Consider the following 17,751-nt stretch of genomic DNA (forward strand, 5'->3'; position numbering starts at 1 on the left):
ACCTCGTCGCCGACGTCGTCAGCTGGGCGCGACAGCAACGTGCGCCGCAGTCCCCGGCGATCGGGCTTGTGCGATGAATGCACACTTGAACACGTGGCTGACGGAGATCGAAGGAGATCACGAGCTCTCAAGTGATGCCCGTGCCGTTGCCCTGGCACTCTCGCGATCAGTCGGCATAGGCCGCATTGCATTCACGAACTGGCAGCGGCTCAACACCTCACTTGGACGCAACAGGACCGACAACGAGGTGTTGTTTGTAGTTCGGGAACTGCAGGCTGCCGGATATCTGGGCCGGTACCAGGGGAACCGCTTTGATCAATCGCGAGGTTGGTCACTCACATTCCCCGAGGCGAACGCATGACCACGGTTGTAGGGGACCCCTCACGACCTCTGCAGTATGCCAAAGCGATTGCTCAGTCAGATCTGCCAACCGGAACGCGGGCCACCTGCTGGGCGATCGGAACGTTCGCCAACAACAATTCCGGTCGGGCATTCCCGACCGTGCGGACCATAGCGGAGGCAACGGGGCTCTCCGAGCCAGTTGTCTCCAAACATACGGCCATAGCGGAATCCCGCGGGTACCTACACAAGGAGCGACGCTTCAACGGATCGATCGTCTACACGATCACGGTGCCGCCTCTGGACGTTGACGAAGTCATCGAAAGTCTCGCCGAAGACGTGGAGGCGCTACCGGCGCCCGTGGTCACGAACGCGCAATGGTTGCAGGGCAACCTGCGCGTGTGGCCCCAGCTACCTGTTTAGAGCAAGGCGGGCCACCCACTACAAAGCCGTCTGGCTACCCCGCAAAAGTCGCGTTGGGTACCCCGACATAGGGCTTACCTAACTACCTCAGAGTTCTACCTCAGTAGAACTACCTCTTCTTCTACCTATAGCTGCTGAGCCCAAGGGCGAAGTCGTAGCTAGCAGGCCTTGCCTTGGGGCACGGCCATGGAAGAAGTAGAAGCCCGCGCAGTCGGGGCGAAGCAATCCCCCTGCTGGGAATCCCTCTGCGTAGAAGACCGCGGAGCGCCGCGCAGCCCCGAGGGCGGAGCAAAGCTCCGAGTAACTCCAGTGCGCCTCTTACCTTCACCCCCACCCCCGCCGAAAGGGAGCACCACCATTTCCATCCATCAACCCATGAACCAGCGACCTGAAACTTTGCGGCAGGCGCGATCATTCGACACCAACAAGAACCACTATCTGGCACTCGGCCTTTGCAGCCCGTGCGCAGCCCAAGCCGCTTGGGGACACCAGATAGGGTTCTCCATTTCCCGGCCGCCCTGTTCCGCTTGTCAGATAGCCATCGCCACGTTCCCAACTGCTGAGCCAGGGCTATGGCGATCCGACTCCCCGCGACGCGGGGCAGCAGGCTTGCCTCCGGCACCACGTAACAACACCCCCTCAATGGGGTGTGCAGTGGGATTTAGTGACAACGGTAGCTCGCCCCGTCCCCACGCCTACGAGAAGCGGCAAAGTGTCACCAAGTACCCCGCTATCGGACGTTCCGGGCCGCCTACCTTTGGTACAGGCTCAATGGCCTAACAGCGAAGGAGAGATCAGCCATGCAGGGTGGTGAAGCACCCTGCATGGCCTCGCTGCTAGACGTGCAACGCAGTCCTGGCATGCCACTTGGCGTGCCAGGCAAAATACTTGGCCGTATGGGGGGTGAAGGCCGAAACTTTCTTTCCCACTAGATCGTTGACAAATGCCGAAAGGTGTTCGGTTGCAGATATCCGCGGACCGATTTCGATCACCCCGGCCGGACTCACCTTGATGTACCCGCGCTCGTAAACGGCGTCGCAGCCCAGAGCGCATGCCGCCATGACGACTCTCTTATCCATACGCTCGCCAGGGTTGCACTCGGCGCGCTTCTTGATGTGGGACGTTACCAGGAGTCCTCTAGGAAGGAGCTTGCCGCATAGTGCGCATTCGCTTTCCTTCTTGCCCCCGAACAGATGCTTCTTGAGCTGACCGTGTTCAGCTCTGAACTTTACGACGACTTCTCCATCGGGGCCAACAACAATCACGGCGTCGGTTTCGCTCTCACCAGCGTCCGGAATGACGTCTGAAAGATCGTCACCGGCCTCAGCCACCAGGCTGAGCTCGTTCATGATCCATAGCCCCGCTTCTTCGGGAAGCTCAAAGAGGTAGCCCTGGTTCACGCCCCCCTTGATATTGAAGGGGCTCCCATAGGACTTCCAAGATTTGCGCAGAGCCTCCGGAACATCACTCAAATGCATAGGTACTTCAAGCTCCTGCATCCGTAGCTTGATTTCCCTGCCGTCTTTCTCCCACTCCAACTCGGTGAGGCCGACGTGCGGATTTGCGGCTGGGCGAGCGTCTGTCAGTGCCGTACTGATGGCACGGATCTGCATATCGGCATAGTTGACGATAACGTCACCGGGCTGCACGCGGTCCATTCGTTCCCAGTGGTGCTGGGTCTTGCCGTCTTCGTTGACGTGTGGCGCCCACATGACCCCGAGCGCGGACTCCCACTTGTAGCTCTGGCCCTGATTGACCCACCAGAATTTTGCCACGAAAATTCCCCCATGTTTGAAGTTCAAGATCGACCTCGGCTGGGTCGATCACGGTGCCAGTCCGTTCGCTGTCTGGCGAGCCTCTACCGCCAAGGATACGGCGCTCACTCGCGCATCTGTTGCTCGACGCGGTGCAGTGGAGGCGCCTCAGCGCGCCCACGAAAACTTTTCAACCTGTTCAACCAGGGAGCCGCTATCACGGGCGGGGAGCGAGCCCGGCAAGGCTAGCGGGTACCCCCTAGCCTTGCCCCATGAGAGTGACAACTGCGGAGATGAGGCCGCCAGCAACAGCCCCCGCGAGCGTGGCCGTTGTTACTAGAGTGATCTCCAACTCCTTGGTGCGACCGGACTCGAGTTGATGTACGACGTTGCGCGCATTTACGACCAGCGGCGACAGACTGTTGATTGCAACGGCGTCGATGTAAGACCGCAAATATCCATCGGCACTCTTGTAGCACGATTGGATGGCTTTCTCGGAGTGTTCGGAGTCCCACGCGGCGCCTAGCTCAGCATCCATCACAGCAAGCGAAAGCTGTCTGGCTTGCGCTCCAGACTGGAACAATCTGCGCCACCGACCCTTGAAGCCCCGTTCTGTATGCAAGGAGACGAGGGTTTGGGCCTGTCGGGCGACTTCCGCAGCTGCTCTACTCCGCGCGTTCCGCGATCGTACTAGCTGGTAGTAGAGCGAAAGTTCAGGGCCGACTTCCTGCATCAGTGCGGTCTGGGCCTCCACAAGATCCCCGAAGGAGCTCTCGTCATAGCGGAAGACAATATCGTCGTTGCCACGGGTTGGTACAACGTCGCATTCGAATATCTCATTCAGACGGCCTCCCGCCGCTAGGTAGAACTCGGCGTGAAAAGGGCTAGGGCCTACGGACGAAAACTTCACCTTACTCGTGTCCGAAATGTGCTGCGCGAGGTGTTTGCGGACTAGCATCACCCCCGTGGAGGCGGCTCCCCTACCCGACACGGCGTCCAAGGGGACAACGTAGGCCACTGGACTTTCTGGTCCGTAATGAATAACGACCCGATAGTTCTCGCTTGCAACCATCCCCGGGAGCACCAAGTCATGGTGCCTACGTGGAATTGTTATATCGAAGCGAACGGTTGCGCTATGAAAATGAGGGTGAGCGTACCCCTCGATCGCGAGGTCACCTCCCGGTGCGCCGGCCCTCCACATATATGTATCGCCGAGCCCTGGCACATCGATTGCAGAGACGTTGGGAAGGGTTGACAGGGTATCGGTTACATCTCTGGCCCAGTCGTTCGCTGATCTGCTTCCCTTCTCTTCCCGCCATTCGAAGGCAAAACAGCCAATCCCAAATTCCATCGTCGCGCCCACGCCGCCTCCAAAGCTCATTATGGACTCAGCTCCTGCCGGCCGGCCCGCCCCATCTTCTCAGAAACGATCGGAAACTTAGATAGCGCAGAGTGCAACAGCTGTGCTGAGGCCGCAGTAAGGAATGCGACAACTGTGTTTGTCCGGTATGTACGACTCTTTATTGCCTAGAAGACTTTCTAACCTGTTCACGCAGGGAGGCGCTATCACGAGCGGGGGCGGCGCGGGATCGGCTTGGGGGTCACCCCCCACCCCCTTGCCGCGCCGGCTAGGCGCCCGTGACCGTCGCCTGTGTTAGGTCCTCTCTGGCGTCGACGAGCAGACCTGCGGTTAGCCAACCAACCAAGGTGGCGGCCAAAAGGACCGCACCCCGCGCCTCTTCGTCAGAGGCGTCGCGGTAGTCCGGTCGTCCATGTCGGCTACTGTGTCCACGCCAGAGCAGCCGCATCAGCTTTACCAGAACTTCGATTCGCGGAGCCTTGTCGTTGTCCCGGAATGGAAGTGACCAGTATTTTTGCTGGGTGTCCAGGATGGTGATCACATCGCCCAGCGTCGGGTCCGGCTTATTGATCGGAACTACTTCAAGGGCTGCTATCTCAACAGCCACGACGGCATTGGCATAGGCCACGCTGGGTCTTGGACTGACACCATAAGCGTCAGCCCAAGCTTCCTTGAGCTTTTGCGACGCCAGCGCGGCATCTGACAGCACCTCATCAAAGGCGCCCTGCACCCCCGCCGGGACTCGCTCGAGAAGACGCCCGCGACCGTTGACCTCGCCGACTTTCCATTTGGAGGACCCCGCACGCAGTATGTCCTCAAGGGCACGCCTTCGGGCCTTTGAGGTTGCGGAAAATAGCGCATAGTCGACCAGGTTGGTGAAGTGGCTGTCGGCGATATTGCGGAGAAGCGGGGCTGCATGCTCGGTCCAAGAGTGCCAATCCTCGCGAAATCCAAGGTCAGTTCGTGACGCGGCTTGAAACTCAAGAAAAACCAGCGGTTAAGGCGATCTACGCTTGCAACCCCATTTCGCAGCCAGCCGAGGACGGGCTCGCGCAGGTATGAGGGAAACCCGTCCACAAGAACGTCGAATCGTTCGGTTGTAAACAGCGGCACCCAGCTCGGTTCATCAGACATAGATCGAACTTACCTGACCCACGTCGGCAGGCTCCTTTCGAGCTTGCCGCATCATTCTTCAAAACGATCGTTTGTTGAGTATCGGAATGGCGGCCAGCCGTGGGCGGCCGACCCCGGAAATTAAAGGGAGTTGTATTCTCATTACCCTTCGCATAAACTAATTCTCATAACATCACTTAGGGTTGAGTAACTGAGAATGGAAAATCGGAATGGCGCTGGTTGGATACATGCGAGTGAGTACGGCAGATCAGAATACGGACGGCCAGCTGGACGCGCTGGTAGCGGCGGGGGTCAAAGCCGACCCCCGCCACCTCTTCCAGGATCACGGCGTCAGCGGCGCTAAGGCAGAGCGCCCCGGCCTCACGAAGTGCTTGGAGTCCCTGCGGGAGGGGGACACTCTGGTAGTCGCCAAGCTGGACCGCTTGGGGCGGTCCCTCGGGAATCTGGTCCACGTTTTCCAGGAGCTGGCGGAACAGGGCGTGGGGGTACGTGTGCTGGATAACCCCATGCTCAGCACGGACGGCAACAGCGCCCAGGCGAAGCTCATGCTGGGCATCTACGGGGCGTTCGCTGAATACGAACGTGATCTACTCCGCGAGCGAACCAACATCGGACTTGCGGCCGCGCGTGCACGTGGCCGCAGCGGGGGCCGGCCCAAACTGCTGGACAGCGCGAAGGTCAACAGAGCGAAGCAACTGCACGCCGCTGGTGTCATGAGTCCCCAGGAAATCGCGGACGCTGTGGGCGTCTCGGTTGCCACGCTGTATCGCTATCTGGCCAAGTGACAGCACAATGCCCCCGGCATAAGCCGGGGGCATTGTCGTGCCCACCCTTGCCGGCACCGGCCACGCGAGTGACCGTGGGATTGACGGGATGTCCGCCAGCGCAGTCGGCGGCAACCTTTGCCGCTTTCGCCGTGGACCAAGGCCCAAGCTACAGAACTTGCAGGGAGAAGATGCCGCCGCATATCGCGCCAGCACGACAGCGCCCACCGCAGTGAGGAAAAGTCAGCAGGACAGAACGTTGCCCGGAAGTGGGCTCAATAAATCACACGTCCCCTCTTACCCGGATGCGGGGATCATTCCTGAGGCTGAGACTCGAATAGCTATTAGCTCGGATGGAAGCAAGCCCGTCTTGATATACCGGCAAGGAAGGCTGCAGCCCTTTGAACGTCAAGATCACAAAGACGCGCTGGGTACTTGCAACTTCCCCCTCGACCCTCTCGAGGAGGGAAAGTTTAAGTGCCCAACGGTCTCCGCCCTGCGTTCCCTGAGGATACTTTGCCCTGTATGTCTTTATCGGGCTCCATTTACCCATTTCCACACGCTGCCGTTCCCAAGCGTGCGGCTCGGTGCCCTTCTCAAAGGGCACCAGTCCTTTAAGCTGGAATCCACCGTTGCTTGGCACCATTCGCCCGAAACTCGCGTCAACACTGCTGCGCACACATTCGTCCCCAAACGCCGCATCAACAACGGGCGCATACGCCACGGTCATTATGATTTCTGCCTGCAGCTTGCCGTCATCGGTTAGCAGGCACGCAGGCACCGGAAACGGATCCTTGAACCAATCCACACCTCGGGTCAGCCGTACCTCGTGCACCGTGGTGAACGTTTCCGCGGTATCTTCGAGGATGACTTTAGACTCCGTAGGAACTCCAGCGCCGTAGTAGGCCCGATGGCTCGCGTCTCTAGGAGGCGAATCGACGACAGCAGCGTGCACCAGCAGCCCCTTTACGAGTTCTGGGCATGCCGATGCAGAACCACTGCTCTGCTCGATTTCCTCCCACGTGTTGGCAGCGATGGCGCTTACTAGTGGCGTAGCAAAGGAGGTTCCTACGGATTCGGCGAGAACGTCACCTGGGATGATGGATTGAATGCCGTGACCGCTAAGTGCCCCAAACGTAGGTCCGAAATCGCCGGACCAATGAACGACGTCGGGTTTCTGCTGCCCGCCGAAGCTGGGCCCTCGTCGTGAATATGAGGCTGGTGATCCAGCGGGGACGAATCCGCCTAGGTGTGAAAGCGACCCCACGACCAACGAGTTGACTGCCTCCGCCGGACTTGCAATCCCGTCTGTCAGTCCGCCCAGCGGTGGCCAGACTCGTGCGGGAGCCTCTACATAGTTCCCAGCTGCCTGGACGAAAAGAACGTTGTGACTAGCCGACAATTCGTCCATGGCCTGCGCGAAGGTGCTGTAACCCATGGGGTTCAGCTCGTCGATGGCCGCAAATGAACAGTTCCAAACACGAGGACCATCAGCTCCGTGATGTACTAGGACCTCTTCAATGCGATCCAACAGAATGTGTTCCGTGATTGCCACTGTGGGCAAAACTTGTGCATCGATAACGGGAGCGGAGTCTTCCGGGAAACGTGCGTCCGCGTTCATCTGGCGGGCGGCAGTAATAAGACCAGCAACGAAAGTTCCATGAGTTGTATCCAGTTCAACGCCCACGTCGTAGCTGTGCCTCGACTGAACCCACGGGTCCAGCGCGCCGGGAGCAATACCTGAATCAAATACCCCGACAGCTCGCATGGTCTTTGTGGGCGCGGGCAGAGTAATTTTCGAGGATGGCGAAATTGCCCTGAATGACTGCTGGCGAACGTCACCGTCTGCACTGTACTCCGGCGCCAACATGGCGCTTCTGATTCCCAGCACCTTCTGGAGGGCATCGCCAGAGGCACCTTCCGCGACGTGAAAATAACCTGTTCTCCGGCGGCTGCTACCAATCTCCTCAAGCAGAACGAAGCCTTCGTCTTCGAAGTAATCCTTCAGTCGCTGCCCCGTGGTGAGTGGCGAGTCCAGGCCGAGCCATGGAAAGAAATCCAGTTTCAAGGGCTTGGACAGAGCGGCAGCTGCCTCCACCATCTCTGTCGCGGTGAGGGTGGCCCCGCCTACGCCTTCATGTGCGAAGGGCTCCCATAACGAAAAGGAGTCAAAGGTGGAAACAGCATAGATTTCCTTTTTTGAGGTGGGGTTGCGAATCTTCGATGCCAAGGTATTAAGTGCACTCCGAGAAGCATGCGCAACGATCTGGCCAGTTCTGGCGGTTGCTTCTATCCCGAGTCCAGATTGCTCCAAAAATTCAGTCGGGCGATTGGATTTGGCCAAAGCTTGGTCTCGAAGATTAATGACCAGCGGGATACTGTCCGGGCCTGTCAGCGGCGCGGTTGCAGCTACTGTCTGCTGCACGCTTGTCAGCTCCCCATTGAGCTGCCTCAGTAAGGTCTGTGTTAGGTCGACTATGGGCTCTTTTTGGCCGCCGCCTCCGTGCTTTCGCCTGGATTCCCGTGGTTCACTCGGCAATAGAAGTATCGGCCGCAGAATTGTCATTCTTGGTATCCCCCTTTATCGCGTTCGAGACTTGCCTAGCACTGATGCCGAACAAGTCACTTAGCGACCGTATGCTGAACACTCCAGGCGCCCATTCCCGCAAAGCCCGTATTTCAGTTTGATTGCTGTCAAACAGATAATAGCGGTCGTGCCACTGGATTCTGGCTAAGCGTCTCAAGGCCGAGGCAAGCGTTACGCTCTCTGAGCCGTCCAGAAGTGCCATGCGTGCAATGTCAAATGCCGCGGTCTGGATGCCGGCGCCTGAGAGCCCGGACGAGAACTGAACTAGCACGTCCATCTCCCTTTCGGCCAGGGCGAATCGACCCAGCTTCTGCCTCCAGAGTTGCAGTCGCTCGGCATCATTCGGCAGGGTAACTTTAATCGTGCTTTCGAACCTCCGCCACACTGCTGGGTCCAGTAATGATTCGTGATTTGTGGCTGCGATCAACACGGTGGAGCTCGACAAGGCATCGATGTTCTGAAGAAGGGCGATCACGACTCGCTGCAGCTCCCCGATCTCACGGGAGTCCGAGCGGTCTTTACCCAATGCATCGAACTCGTCCAGGAAAAGTACACACGGATGGCGCTCAGCAAACTCAAAAACTTGTCGAATGTTTCGACTGGTTTGTCCCAGCAACGACGAAACAAGGGTATCGCTACGTGTCGTGACGAGGGGCATTTCGAGTTCATGGGCAATACGTTTCGCAATAGTGGTCTTCCCGGTACCGGGAGGACCATAGATCAGGAGCCGGTTTGGGGTTGCGACTCCTTCCGCGAACCACTTCTCGTGTGATCTGACGCCAACTAGGAAGTCTTGAACCTTCTCGGAGACGTAGGGATGGAGGACAAGGTCCTCCGGCGGCCCGCCAGGTTTCAGAACATCAACGGTGTCGAGTTGTGAGTCCTCATCCCGCGGCGGTGCGGTAGTGATTCCAGCTGGCGCAAAAGCAGGGCTGGGAGCTTTAGCCAAGACCGTCCGAATCGCGTTGGCCTGGCGACCGTTCCGGTCTCCTTCGAGTTTGGCGGCCAGTAGGTTGGCGTAGTCGACGGCCTTGCGAGGGTCATGTCGAAGGGCAGCTTCGAGGATTTTTACGACTTCGGATAGGTGTTCCAAGGTATGCCACTTTCGCCCAAGAGATACATAATTCAGCGTAAACGTATCACTATATTGCCTGGTTGAACCGATCCTCGGGGCTTACGAATCATTCTGGGTCCGTTCTGTACCGTCCTAACTGTTGAGTCGGACAACGAGCGGCATGCTGGTCAGGAACGGCAGCGATTTCACTCGCTTGAAGATGACGCCAGCTTAGGGACTGCTGCGACACAGGCGATCCGCGCCATAGCAGGGACTTCGGGCGTCCTGCTGTGTGGCGGCGGGATGGGGGCGATCCCCGGCGTCGCGATGTTGAGAACCTGGCTCGGGATGAAGCGCAACCCGGTACCCCCTTCCCCGAGTTGCCGTCCTGCATGTGACTGCAGTTCGAGGTGACGAAAAAGTGACGGGTACGTTGGGAAACAGAGGAAAACGGAGGGAACGCCGATGATGAGTCGTTTGTCAAGGGAAACGACAGAACCCCCGGAAATCATTGATTTCCAGGGGTTCTTCTCGAGCTTCCTGCCAGAATCGAACTGGCGACCTTCTCATTACGAGTGAGACGCTCTACCAACTGAGCTAAGGAAGCATCCGCGTGAACCGCCCGGGTGGCCCGAACGCCTCATGCCAGAGATAACTGTAGTAGAGGCCTCCGGCCCGGTCAAAATGGGCTCAGCAGACCATGTTGTCCGCGGGGGTCTTTCCATCGACAAAGTAGCCGTCCACGGCGTTGCCGATGCAGTCGTTGGAGCGGCCGTAGGCCGTGTGGCCTTCACCCTTCCAGGTCAGCAGCGAGGCCGTGCCGAGTTGCTTGCGCAGGGAGCCGGCCCACTCCACCGGGGTCGCAGGGTCGCCGGTGGTGCCAACCACAACGATGTCGGTGGAACCCGTATATTCCACCGGGGCGGGCGTCCTGATGTTTTGGTACGGCCAGTCCGCGCAGCTTGTGCCGCCGTAGGCGAAGTAGGAGCCCAGCGTGGGCGAGAGTTCCCGCAGCTTTTGTTCTTCGGCACGCATCGAGGCTGTGTCCGCTGCCATCGGATAGTCGAGGCAGTTGATGGCATTAAAGGCGAAGGCCGAGTTGGAGGAGTAACTGCCGTCCGGTTCACGGTCGGCGCCGAAATCGGCGAGCCGGAGCATCGGGGTCATGTCGCCCTTGATGGCGCTGCCGAGGGCCTGCGTTAGGGCAGGCCAGTTGTCGTCGTTGTAGAACGGCAGGATAAAGCCGCTGACAAACATCGAAGCGTTGACGACCCGGCCGTCCTTGGCTGCCCTCGGATTCACCTCAACGCCCTTGATGATTTCCTGGATCTGGCCGATGGCCTGATCCGGGGTGCCGCTGAGCGGACAGCCGCTGTTATCGAGGCAGTCCGTTACGTAGGCCCGGATGGCCTTCTCGAATGCCTTCGCCTGCCCGCTGGTCAGGTCCTCGAAGCTGAGGGAGGGATCCATCGCGCCGTCAAGGACCATACGGCCAATGTTGTCCGGGAACAGGGAGGCATAGGTGGAACCTAAGAAGGTTCCGTAGGAGTAGCCGAGGTAGTTCAGCTTGCTGTCATTGAGCACACCGCGCAGGACGTCAAGGTCCTTGGCGGCGCTGACGGTGTCGACGTGGCCGAGCACCGGTCCGGTCTTTTCCGCACATTTGGCCGCGATGGCCTGGTTGTCCGCCATGGCTTCAGCGAGCCCCGCGTCGGTGTCCAAGGCGTAGACCTTGGCGCGGGAGGCGTCGCGTTCCTGGTCGGTGAGGCAGGTGACGGGGGCGGATCGTTTCACCCCGCGCGGATCGAACCCGACGATGTCGTAGCTGGCCCGCACTTTCTCCGAGATATTGGTGGCGCCGGCGTCCCGCACGAAGTCGTAGCCGGAGCCGCCGGGGCCGCCGGGGTTGACCAGCAGGCTGCCCTTTTTGCTGTTGCCCGACGTTGCCAGCTTCAGGGCCGCGATTTCGATGGTATCGCCGTCGGGCTTGCTGTAGTCCAAGGGCACTTTCACCTTGGTGCACTGGAAGTCGCCCTCGCAGCGGGTCCAGTTGAGCTGCTGGGAGTAGAAGCTGCGCAGTCCCTCCGGCGCTGCCGCGGCGATCGAGGGGTCGGCCGTCTGCTGGGCGTCCTTCGCGCCGCCGTCGCCAGTCCCGAAAAGACCGCAAGAAGACAGGATAAGTGCCATCACCAAGCCGAGCGCCAGAGCGCCGACCCCCCGCGCCCAGGCCGCGGGGGGTCGGCTTCTGGCGGGCAAAGATGGTTGCGTCATGCGGTTCTCCTTGGGAATGGAACGGGCAACTCGGAGCGGATGGAGCAGATCGAGCCGTGCAGGGTCAGATGAGGCTGGCGGCCATGGCCTCGATGGTCAGCAGCGGCGCCACGTTCGATGTGGTGATGCGGTTGCGGGCCTTGTTGATGGCGTCCATGCGGGCAAGAGTCGTTTCGGCGGTGGAATGCCCGGCGAACGCCACCAGTTCGGTCCTCAGCTCAATGTTGACCAGCTCCACGGCGTTCCCCAGCTGGATGATCAGCACATCCCGGTAAAAGGACAGCAGATCGGTCAGGGTGCGGTCGAGGGAGTCTGTCACCGAACGCTTGGCGCGGCGTTTCTGATCGTCCTCAAGCTGTTTCACCTGGCCGCGCATGGCCGGCGGCAGCGTGCCGCTTTCGGGTGCTCCGAGGGTGGCCAGCAGGGCGGCTCTTTCGGCGGCGTCGCGCTCATCGTTGGAGCTGTTCGCCTCCTCGGTGGCGATCTTAACAAGCTTTTCCGCCATCAGGACGGCGGCGGTAACTCCCCGCAGGGCCAGGGGGAACCGCACTGTTTCGAGGCGGCGCTCACGGGCCTCGGGATCCCGGGCCAGCCGGCGCGCGATCCCAACATGGCTTTGAGCTGCCCGGGCCGCCCGTTCGGCGACGGCCGGGTCGACGCCGTCGCGCCTGACCAGCAGGGCAGCGACATCGGCAGCAGGCGGAAGGCGCAAGGCCACTGCCCGGCAGCGGGAGCGGATAGTAACCAGGACATCGGCAGGGGACGGCGCACACAGCATCCAAATGGTGCGCGGGGTGGGTTCCTCGATGGCCTTGAGCAGTACGTTGGTGGTGCGTTCCGCCATCCGGTCCGCGTCCTCGACGACGATGATCCGCCACCGGGCCGAGGACGGCCGGTTCCCGGCCGTGGAAACCAGCTCCCGGGCCTCATCGATGGTGATGGTGACCTTTTCGGTGCGCACAAAGGCCACATCCGAGTGGGTTTCGCCCAGGATGGTCAGGCACGCGGCGCACTCGCCGCAGCCGCGCAGGCGGACATCGTCCTGATCGCAGTTCAACGCTGCAGCGAAAGCCTTCGCAGCGTTGGACCGGCCGGACCCGGGCGGTCCGGTGAAAAGCCATGCATGGCTCAGCCCCGCACCTTGGGTCGCCTGGCGCAGTTGGGCCACAACAGCGGGCTGGCCCTGCAGATCATCCCAGACACTCATACGCCCGCACCCAGGTGCCGGGACAGCAGGGTTTCGACCCTGTCGAGGATCCGTGCCGCCAGCTGCTCGACCGGGAGGCCGGCCGGGAGCACCAGATACTGCCCGGGCCGGGCCTCTGCCAGGTCCAGGAAGGAGGCGCGGATCCGGGCGTGGAACTCGTCCGCTTCGGATTCCAGCCGGTCCTCGGCCGCGTCGCCGGCGGTCCGGCGGCGGCGGCCCACTGCAGGGTCGACGTCGAGCAGAACCGTCAGATCCGGTTGCAGGCCCGAGGTGGCCCACTCGTTGATGCGTCGGACAGCGTCGGTGCCAAGGTCCCGGCCGGCGCCCTGGTAGGCGACCGAGGAGTCGATATAGCGGTCGGTGAGGACGATTTCACCGCGTTCGAGGGCTGGGCGGATGACCTGGCCCGCGTGGGCGGCGCGGGACGCCGCGAAGATCAACGCTTCGGTGTGCGCGTCGATGTGGCCGTGGCCGTGGTCCAGGACCAGGGAACGAAGTTTTTCCCCGATCGGGGTGCCACCGGGCTCCCGGGTCCGCAGCACCGTGCGGCCGCGCGATTCAAGGGCCGCTGCCAGCTCGGCTGCCTGCGTGGACTTGCCGGCGCCGTCGCCGCCCTCAAAGGCGATAAACAGTCCGGGGTTCTGGGTAGTCACCGCTCTAGACTACCGACAATCCCTGACAGCAGCGCGCTCCGGCGTCACACCTTGGCCGCCCCGCAACGCGCCAAAGTACGCTGTGACCATGAGTCTTTCCGAAGAACAGGCAGCGGCCCTCTCCGCAGAAACACTGGTTGTGGCGGCGGGCCGCCCGCCGCGTGAACGCGATGAACCGGTCAACCCTCCGCTGGTGCTCTCATCGACCTATTTTGGCACGGGACCCCTGGGCGACGGCGACCGCGGCTACGGCCGCTATTCCAATCCCACCTGGGATCCCTTCGAGCAAGCCCTCGGTCAGTTGGAGGGAGCCGAACTCCCGGGCCTGCTTTATGCGTCCGGCCTCGCTGCCGTCAGCTCCGCCCTGTCCCTGGTACCGGCCGGCGGGGTCCTGGTTATGCCCTCGCACAGCTACGCCGGATCCCTGGTGATGGCCACGGAACTTGCCGGGAAGGGTTTCCTGGACCTGCGCACCGTGGACATCGCGGACACCGACGCGGTCCTGGCGCAGCTTTCGCCGGCGGACGGGCGGCCCGCCAGCATGCTCTGGCTGGAGAGCCCCACCAACCCCATGCTCGGTGTCGCGGACATCCGGGCGCTCACGGCCGCCGCCCACGCCGCGGGCGCGGTGGTTGTCACGGACAACACCTTCTCCACCCCGCTGGTGCAGCAGCCACTGGCGCTGGGCTCCGACGTTGTGCTGCATTCGGTGACGAAGTACCTCTCCGGCCACTCCGATGTTGTGCTGGGCGCCCTGGTGACGTCCGACGCCGGGCTCCGCGCCGCGCTGCTGCACCACCGCACCATCCACGGCGGCATTGCAGGGCCCTTCGAGGCCTGGCTGGCGCTGCGCGGGCTGCGCACGCTGGCCCTGCGGGTGGAGCGGTCGCAGGCTTCGGCAGCGGTCCTCGCGGAGCGGCTCAGCACCCACCCCAGGGTCGGTGGCATCCGTTTCCCCGGCCTTGCCTCCGATCCCGGCCACAGCCGGGCCAAGAGCCAAATGAAGGGCTTCGGCTCCGTGCTGTGTATTGAAGTGGCTCCCGTGGCCGGTCCCGCGGGCACCCTGAGCGGTGCCGATGCCGCGGACCGGATGATCCGTGCACTGCGGCTGTGGCTGCCGGCCACCTCGCTGGGCGGCGTGGAGTCCCTGATCGAACGGCGGCGCCGGCACACCGCCGAGCCGGCCAGTGTGCCGGACAACCTGGTCCGTATGAGCGTAGGAATAGAAAACGTCGAGGACCTTTGGGCCGATTTGGAGCAGGCCCTGGCGGGCTTGGCCAGCTAGGCTGGGGTCATGGACGGAAGAGCGCTTATTTACTATGTTGAAACAGGGATCTATTTTCTCTTGGCCCTGGTAGCACTTGCCCTTGAGGTGTGGGCGTTCTTCGATTGCCTGCGGCACAAAGCGAACGTCTTTGAGGCCGTCTCCAAGCGCACCAAGACGTTCTGGCTCGCCCTCACCGGCGGCGCCATGGCCGTGGGCCTGCTTTCCCTGGTGGGCGGCGGCGGCGGAGGCCTTTTGGGCCCGCTGGGGTTGTTCGGGCTCGTCGCCGTAACGGCGGCCTCCGTGTACCTGGCCGACGTCCGGCCTGCAGTCAAGGACGCCGGCCGCGGCGGCAGCCGCAACATGGGCCCTTACGGACCCTGGTAGTCCCCAGCCACCGGCAACCATTCAGGGCCCGGGCGCAACCGCGTTCCAGGCCACTGTTAGCTCGCCCAGCCGCCACCGGCCGGGTCCGTCCCGGACCGGCCAGCCGCCATCGAGCAGTGAACGGCACATGGAAGTCCACCGCTGCCGGTTCCCGAACGACGCAAGGGGCGCAGCGTCCAGCCAGGCCTTGTCCATTGCCTGCAGGAAGGCCTGAATCCTTTCGCCCGGAACGTTACGGTGGATCAGGGCTTTCGGCAGTCGCTCGGCCACTTCCGAGGGCAGTACAAAACTCCCGAACCGCATGGACAGGCTCAAGCTCAGCGGTTGCCGGGCGTCCAGTGCTACCCAGGTGACCCGGCGGCCGATCTCGTCGCAGGTCCCGTCGATGAACAGCCCGTCCGGGGCCAGACGCCCCTGCACCAGCCGCCAGATCGCGGCGACGTCCGTTTCCTCATATTGCCGCAGCACATTAAACGCCCGCACCAGGACCGGCCGGCCGGCCACCGGCAGTTCGAAGCCGCCGAGCTGGAAGCTAAGCCCCGGCCGTTCCAGCTCCTTGGCCAGGCGGACCCGTTCCGGCTCGATTTCGATGCCGACCACACGCACATCGGGACGGATCACGGACAGCCGTTCAAAGAGTTCGACGGCGGTCGCCGGGGAAGCCCCGTAACCCAGGTCCACCACGAGGGGATCGTCCGCCGCGCGCAGCCGCCAGGCCTGCGGACCGGTCAGCCAGCGGTCCAGCCGCCGCATCCGGTTGGGATTGGTGGTGCCCCGGGTAATGTTGCCCACCGGCCTGCCCGTTCGGGGTCCGTTCCTGGCCACGCCCTGGTTCCGCGGGGGCGATACCCGCTCTGCCTTTTGCACCACACGCCAACCATATCTTCCAGTGCCGTGCCGGCCCGGAACGGCAGTTGATGCCGGCCCGGAACGGCACCGAATGAATCCGGCGGTGCCGCACTGTCCGGTCGATGTAACGCTGAGCCACCGCCGGGACCGCTCGGCTAGGATGAAAACCATGACATATCAGCTGATTCTGCTGCGCCACGGCCACAGCGAATGGAACGCCAAGAACCTGTTCACCGGCTGGGTGGACGTTGACCTCAACGACCAGGGCCGGGCCGAAGCGGTTCGCGGCGGCGAGCTTCTTGTGGAGAACAACATCCTCCCGGACGTCCTGTACACCTCACTGCTGAAGCGGGCCATCAACACCGCCAACATCACCCTCGACAAAGCCGACCGGGGCTGGATCCCGGTCAAGCGGGACTGGCGGCTCAATGAGCGCCACTATGGCGCGCTGCAGGGCAAGGACAAAGCCCAGACCCTCGCCGAATACGGCGAAGAGCAGTTTATGACCTGGCGCCGGTCCTATGACACCCCGCCGCCGCCCCTGCCCGACGACTCCGAGTTCTCCCAGGCGCATGATCCGCGCTACGCGGACCTCGGCGCCGCGCTGCCCCGCACCGAGTGCCTCAAAGACGTCCTGGTCCGCCTGCTGCCCTACTGGGAATCCGACATCAGGGAAGACCTCAAGGCCGGTAAAACAGTACTGGTCACGGCCCACGGCAACTCGCTGCGTGCCCTCGTCAAGCACCTTGACGGCATCAGCGACGAAGCCATCGCCGGACTGAACATCCCCACCGGAATCCCGTTGGTCTACGAACTGGACGAGGACTTCAAGCCGCTCAACCCGGGCGGCACCTACCTCGATCCCGAGGCCGCGGCCGCAGCCATCCAGGCCGTCGCGAACCAGGGCAAGAAGTAGCGCCGGCGGCATAATCGCCAATTCAACGACGACGGCCGGTCACCCCAAGGTGACCGGCCGTCGTCGTACTCTTCGCCGTTCAAACGGCCGAGTGGTTAGCTGTGTTCGATGCCGTTCGGCTGCCAGGCGCCGGTGACCAGGTAAGTGACCTTTTGCGCGACGGACACGCCGTGGTCCGCGAAGCGCTCGAAGTAGCGGCTGGCGAGGGCGACGTCGACAGTCGTCGCGGGGGACTCGTGCCAGTCACTGCGGGCGATAGCTTTGAAGACGCTCAGGTGCAGATCATTGACGGCGCTGTTGGCTTTCATGATGTCCCGGGCGAATTCAAGGTCGCGGGTTTCCAGCAGTGAGGTGAGCTTGCGTGCGATCAGAAGGTCGTGCTCGGCGAAGCTCATAAACGTGTCGCGCAGCTGTGCGGGGACCACTGTGGCGGGGTAGCGGAGCCGGGCAAGCTGGGCAAGGTGACGGGCGAGGTCGCCCATTCGCTCCAGCGAGGCGCTCATGCGGAGGGAGCCTACGATCATCCGCAGGTCGCTTGCCACCGGGCCCTGCAGGGCGAGAATGTCGATGGCGCGCTCGTCCAGGCTGTTCTGCAGGAAGTCGATCCGGGCATCGGCCGCGATGACGTCCTCGGCCAGATCGATGTCGGCGCCATCGAAGGCAGCGGTGGCCTTCTCCACAGCCTCACTGACCAGCATTGAGATTTCTACGAGCTGTTCCCCGACTTGGGTGAGTTCTTCCTGAAAAACCTTGCGCACGTGTGCGTCCTTTCCCTTGAAACATCGTCGG

The 17,751-nt window shown here is 62.1% G+C and carries 15 protein-coding genes and 1 tRNA gene; 5 read left to right on the forward strand and 11 right to left on the reverse strand.

Annotation, left to right across the window (positions count from 1 at the left end):
• Positions 1–357 precede the first annotated feature (357 nt).
• Positions 358–762, forward strand: coding sequence for a helix-turn-helix domain-containing protein (locus ABIB49_RS02395; RefSeq protein WP_354156632.1), 405 nt, complete (start codon positions 358–360; stop codon positions 760–762).
• 836 nt (positions 763–1,598) lie between these two features.
• Here the strand turns inward: ABIB49_RS02395 and ABIB49_RS02400 are convergent.
• The 3 genes from ABIB49_RS02400 to ABIB49_RS02410 all read right to left on the reverse strand — a co-directional run bounded on the left by ABIB49_RS02400 (position 1,599) and on the right by ABIB49_RS02410 (position 4,606).
• Entirely contained in the window at positions 1,599–2,564 is a 966-nt protein-coding gene (locus tag ABIB49_RS02400) for a hypothetical protein (RefSeq protein WP_354156633.1), read from the reverse strand.
• Between the two features lie 211 nt (positions 2,565–2,775).
• Positions 2,776–3,897, reverse strand: a complete 1,122-nt coding sequence (locus ABIB49_RS02405) for a hypothetical protein (RefSeq protein ID WP_354156634.1) — start codon at positions 3,895–3,897, stop codon at positions 2,776–2,778.
• A gap of 247 nt (positions 3,898–4,144) precedes the next feature.
• Entirely contained in the window at positions 4,145–4,606 is a 462-nt protein-coding gene (locus tag ABIB49_RS02410) for a hypothetical protein (RefSeq protein ID WP_354156635.1), read from the reverse strand.
• Between the two features lie 613 nt (positions 4,607–5,219).
• Here ABIB49_RS02410 and ABIB49_RS02415 point away from each other — a divergent pair.
• Entirely contained in the window at positions 5,220–5,795 is a 576-nt protein-coding gene (locus tag ABIB49_RS02415) for a recombinase family protein (RefSeq protein ID WP_502913742.1), read from the forward strand.
• Between the two features lie 262 nt (positions 5,796–6,057).
• On the opposite strand, the gene ABIB49_RS02420 is transcribed toward ABIB49_RS02415, so the two are convergent.
• The 6 genes from ABIB49_RS02420 to tmk all read right to left on the reverse strand — a co-directional run bounded on the left by ABIB49_RS02420 (position 6,058) and on the right by tmk (position 13,546).
• Positions 6,058–8,199, reverse strand: coding sequence for a S8 family peptidase (locus ABIB49_RS02420; RefSeq protein WP_354156636.1), 2,142 nt, complete (start codon positions 8,197–8,199; stop codon positions 6,058–6,060).
• 103 nt (positions 8,200–8,302) lie between these two features.
• Positions 8,303–9,454, reverse strand: coding sequence for an AAA family ATPase (locus ABIB49_RS02425; RefSeq protein WP_354156637.1), 1,152 nt, complete (start codon positions 9,452–9,454; stop codon positions 8,303–8,305).
• 495 nt (positions 9,455–9,949) lie between these two features.
• Positions 9,950–10,022 (reverse strand) — tRNA-Thr (locus tag ABIB49_RS02430).
• 83 nt (positions 10,023–10,105) lie between these two features.
• A complete protein-coding gene (locus tag ABIB49_RS02435) occupies positions 10,106–11,686 on the reverse strand; it encodes an alpha/beta hydrolase (protein ID WP_354156638.1) in 1,581 nt (526 codons plus the stop codon).
• 64 nt (positions 11,687–11,750) lie between these two features.
• Entirely contained in the window at positions 11,751–12,893 is a 1,143-nt protein-coding gene (locus ABIB49_RS02440; protein WP_282360561.1) for a DNA polymerase III subunit delta', read from the reverse strand.
• The gene (gene tmk, locus ABIB49_RS02445) at positions 12,890–13,546 is read right to left on the reverse strand and encodes a dTMP kinase (RefSeq protein ID WP_253031252.1); all 657 of its coding nucleotides are present in this window, start codon (positions 13,544–13,546) and stop codon (positions 12,890–12,892) included. The genes ABIB49_RS02440 and tmk overlap by 4 nt, the downstream gene beginning before the upstream one ends.
• Before the next feature lie 88 nt (positions 13,547–13,634).
• Here tmk and ABIB49_RS02450 point away from each other — a divergent pair, with 88 nt between their 5' ends.
• Entirely contained in the window at positions 13,635–14,831 is a 1,197-nt protein-coding gene (locus tag ABIB49_RS02450) for a trans-sulfuration enzyme family protein (RefSeq protein ID WP_226773740.1), read from the forward strand.
• A gap of 9 nt (positions 14,832–14,840) precedes the next feature.
• The gene (locus ABIB49_RS02455; protein WP_226773741.1) at positions 14,841–15,197 is read left to right on the forward strand and encodes a DUF2516 family protein; all 357 of its coding nucleotides are present in this window, start codon (positions 14,841–14,843) and stop codon (positions 15,195–15,197) included.
• 21 nt (positions 15,198–15,218) lie between these two features.
• On the opposite strand, the gene ABIB49_RS02460 is transcribed toward ABIB49_RS02455, so the two are convergent.
• Entirely contained in the window at positions 15,219–16,067 is an 849-nt protein-coding gene (locus tag ABIB49_RS02460) for a class I SAM-dependent methyltransferase (protein ID WP_226773742.1), read from the reverse strand.
• A 148-nt stretch (positions 16,068–16,215) separates the two neighbouring features.
• Between ABIB49_RS02460 and ABIB49_RS02465 the strand changes: the two genes are divergently transcribed.
• Positions 16,216–16,962, forward strand: a complete 747-nt coding sequence (locus ABIB49_RS02465; protein WP_226773743.1) for a phosphoglyceromutase — start codon at positions 16,216–16,218, stop codon at positions 16,960–16,962.
• A gap of 95 nt (positions 16,963–17,057) precedes the next feature.
• Here the strand turns inward: ABIB49_RS02465 and phoU are convergent, their stop codons facing one another.
• Positions 17,058–17,720, reverse strand: a complete 663-nt coding sequence (gene phoU, locus ABIB49_RS02470) for a phosphate signaling complex protein PhoU (protein WP_226773744.1) — start codon at positions 17,718–17,720, stop codon at positions 17,058–17,060.
• Between the last annotated feature and the right edge of the window lie 31 nt (positions 17,721–17,751).

Source organism: Arthrobacter sp. UYCu512 (assembly GCF_040547075.1).
GTDB lineage: Bacteria > Actinomycetota > Actinomycetes > Actinomycetales > Micrococcaceae > Arthrobacter.

Coding starts and splice junctions, on each gene's coding strand:
- ABIB49_RS02395 (WP_354156632.1), top strand. CDS start 358: ATGACCACGGTTGTAGGGGACCCCTCACGACCTCTGCAGTATGCCAAA.
- ABIB49_RS02405 (WP_354156634.1), bottom strand. CDS start 3,897: ATGAGCTTTGGAGGCGGCGTGGGCGCGACGATGGAATTTGGGATTGGC.
- ABIB49_RS02415 (WP_502913742.1), top strand. CDS start 5,220: ATGGCGCTGGTTGGATACATGCGAGTGAGTACGGCAGATCAGAATACG.
- ABIB49_RS02435 (WP_354156638.1), bottom strand. CDS start 11,686: ATGACGCAACCATCTTTGCCCGCCAGAAGCCGACCCCCCGCGGCCTGG.
- ABIB49_RS02440 (WP_282360561.1), bottom strand. CDS start 12,893: ATGAGTGTCTGGGATGATCTGCAGGGCCAGCCCGCTGTTGTGGCCCAA.
- ABIB49_RS02450 (WP_226773740.1), top strand. CDS start 13,635: ATGAGTCTTTCCGAAGAACAGGCAGCGGCCCTCTCCGCAGAAACACTG.
- ABIB49_RS02455 (WP_226773741.1), top strand. CDS start 14,841: ATGGACGGAAGAGCGCTTATTTACTATGTTGAAACAGGGATCTATTTT.
- ABIB49_RS02465 (WP_226773743.1), top strand. CDS start 16,216: ATGACATATCAGCTGATTCTGCTGCGCCACGGCCACAGCGAATGGAAC.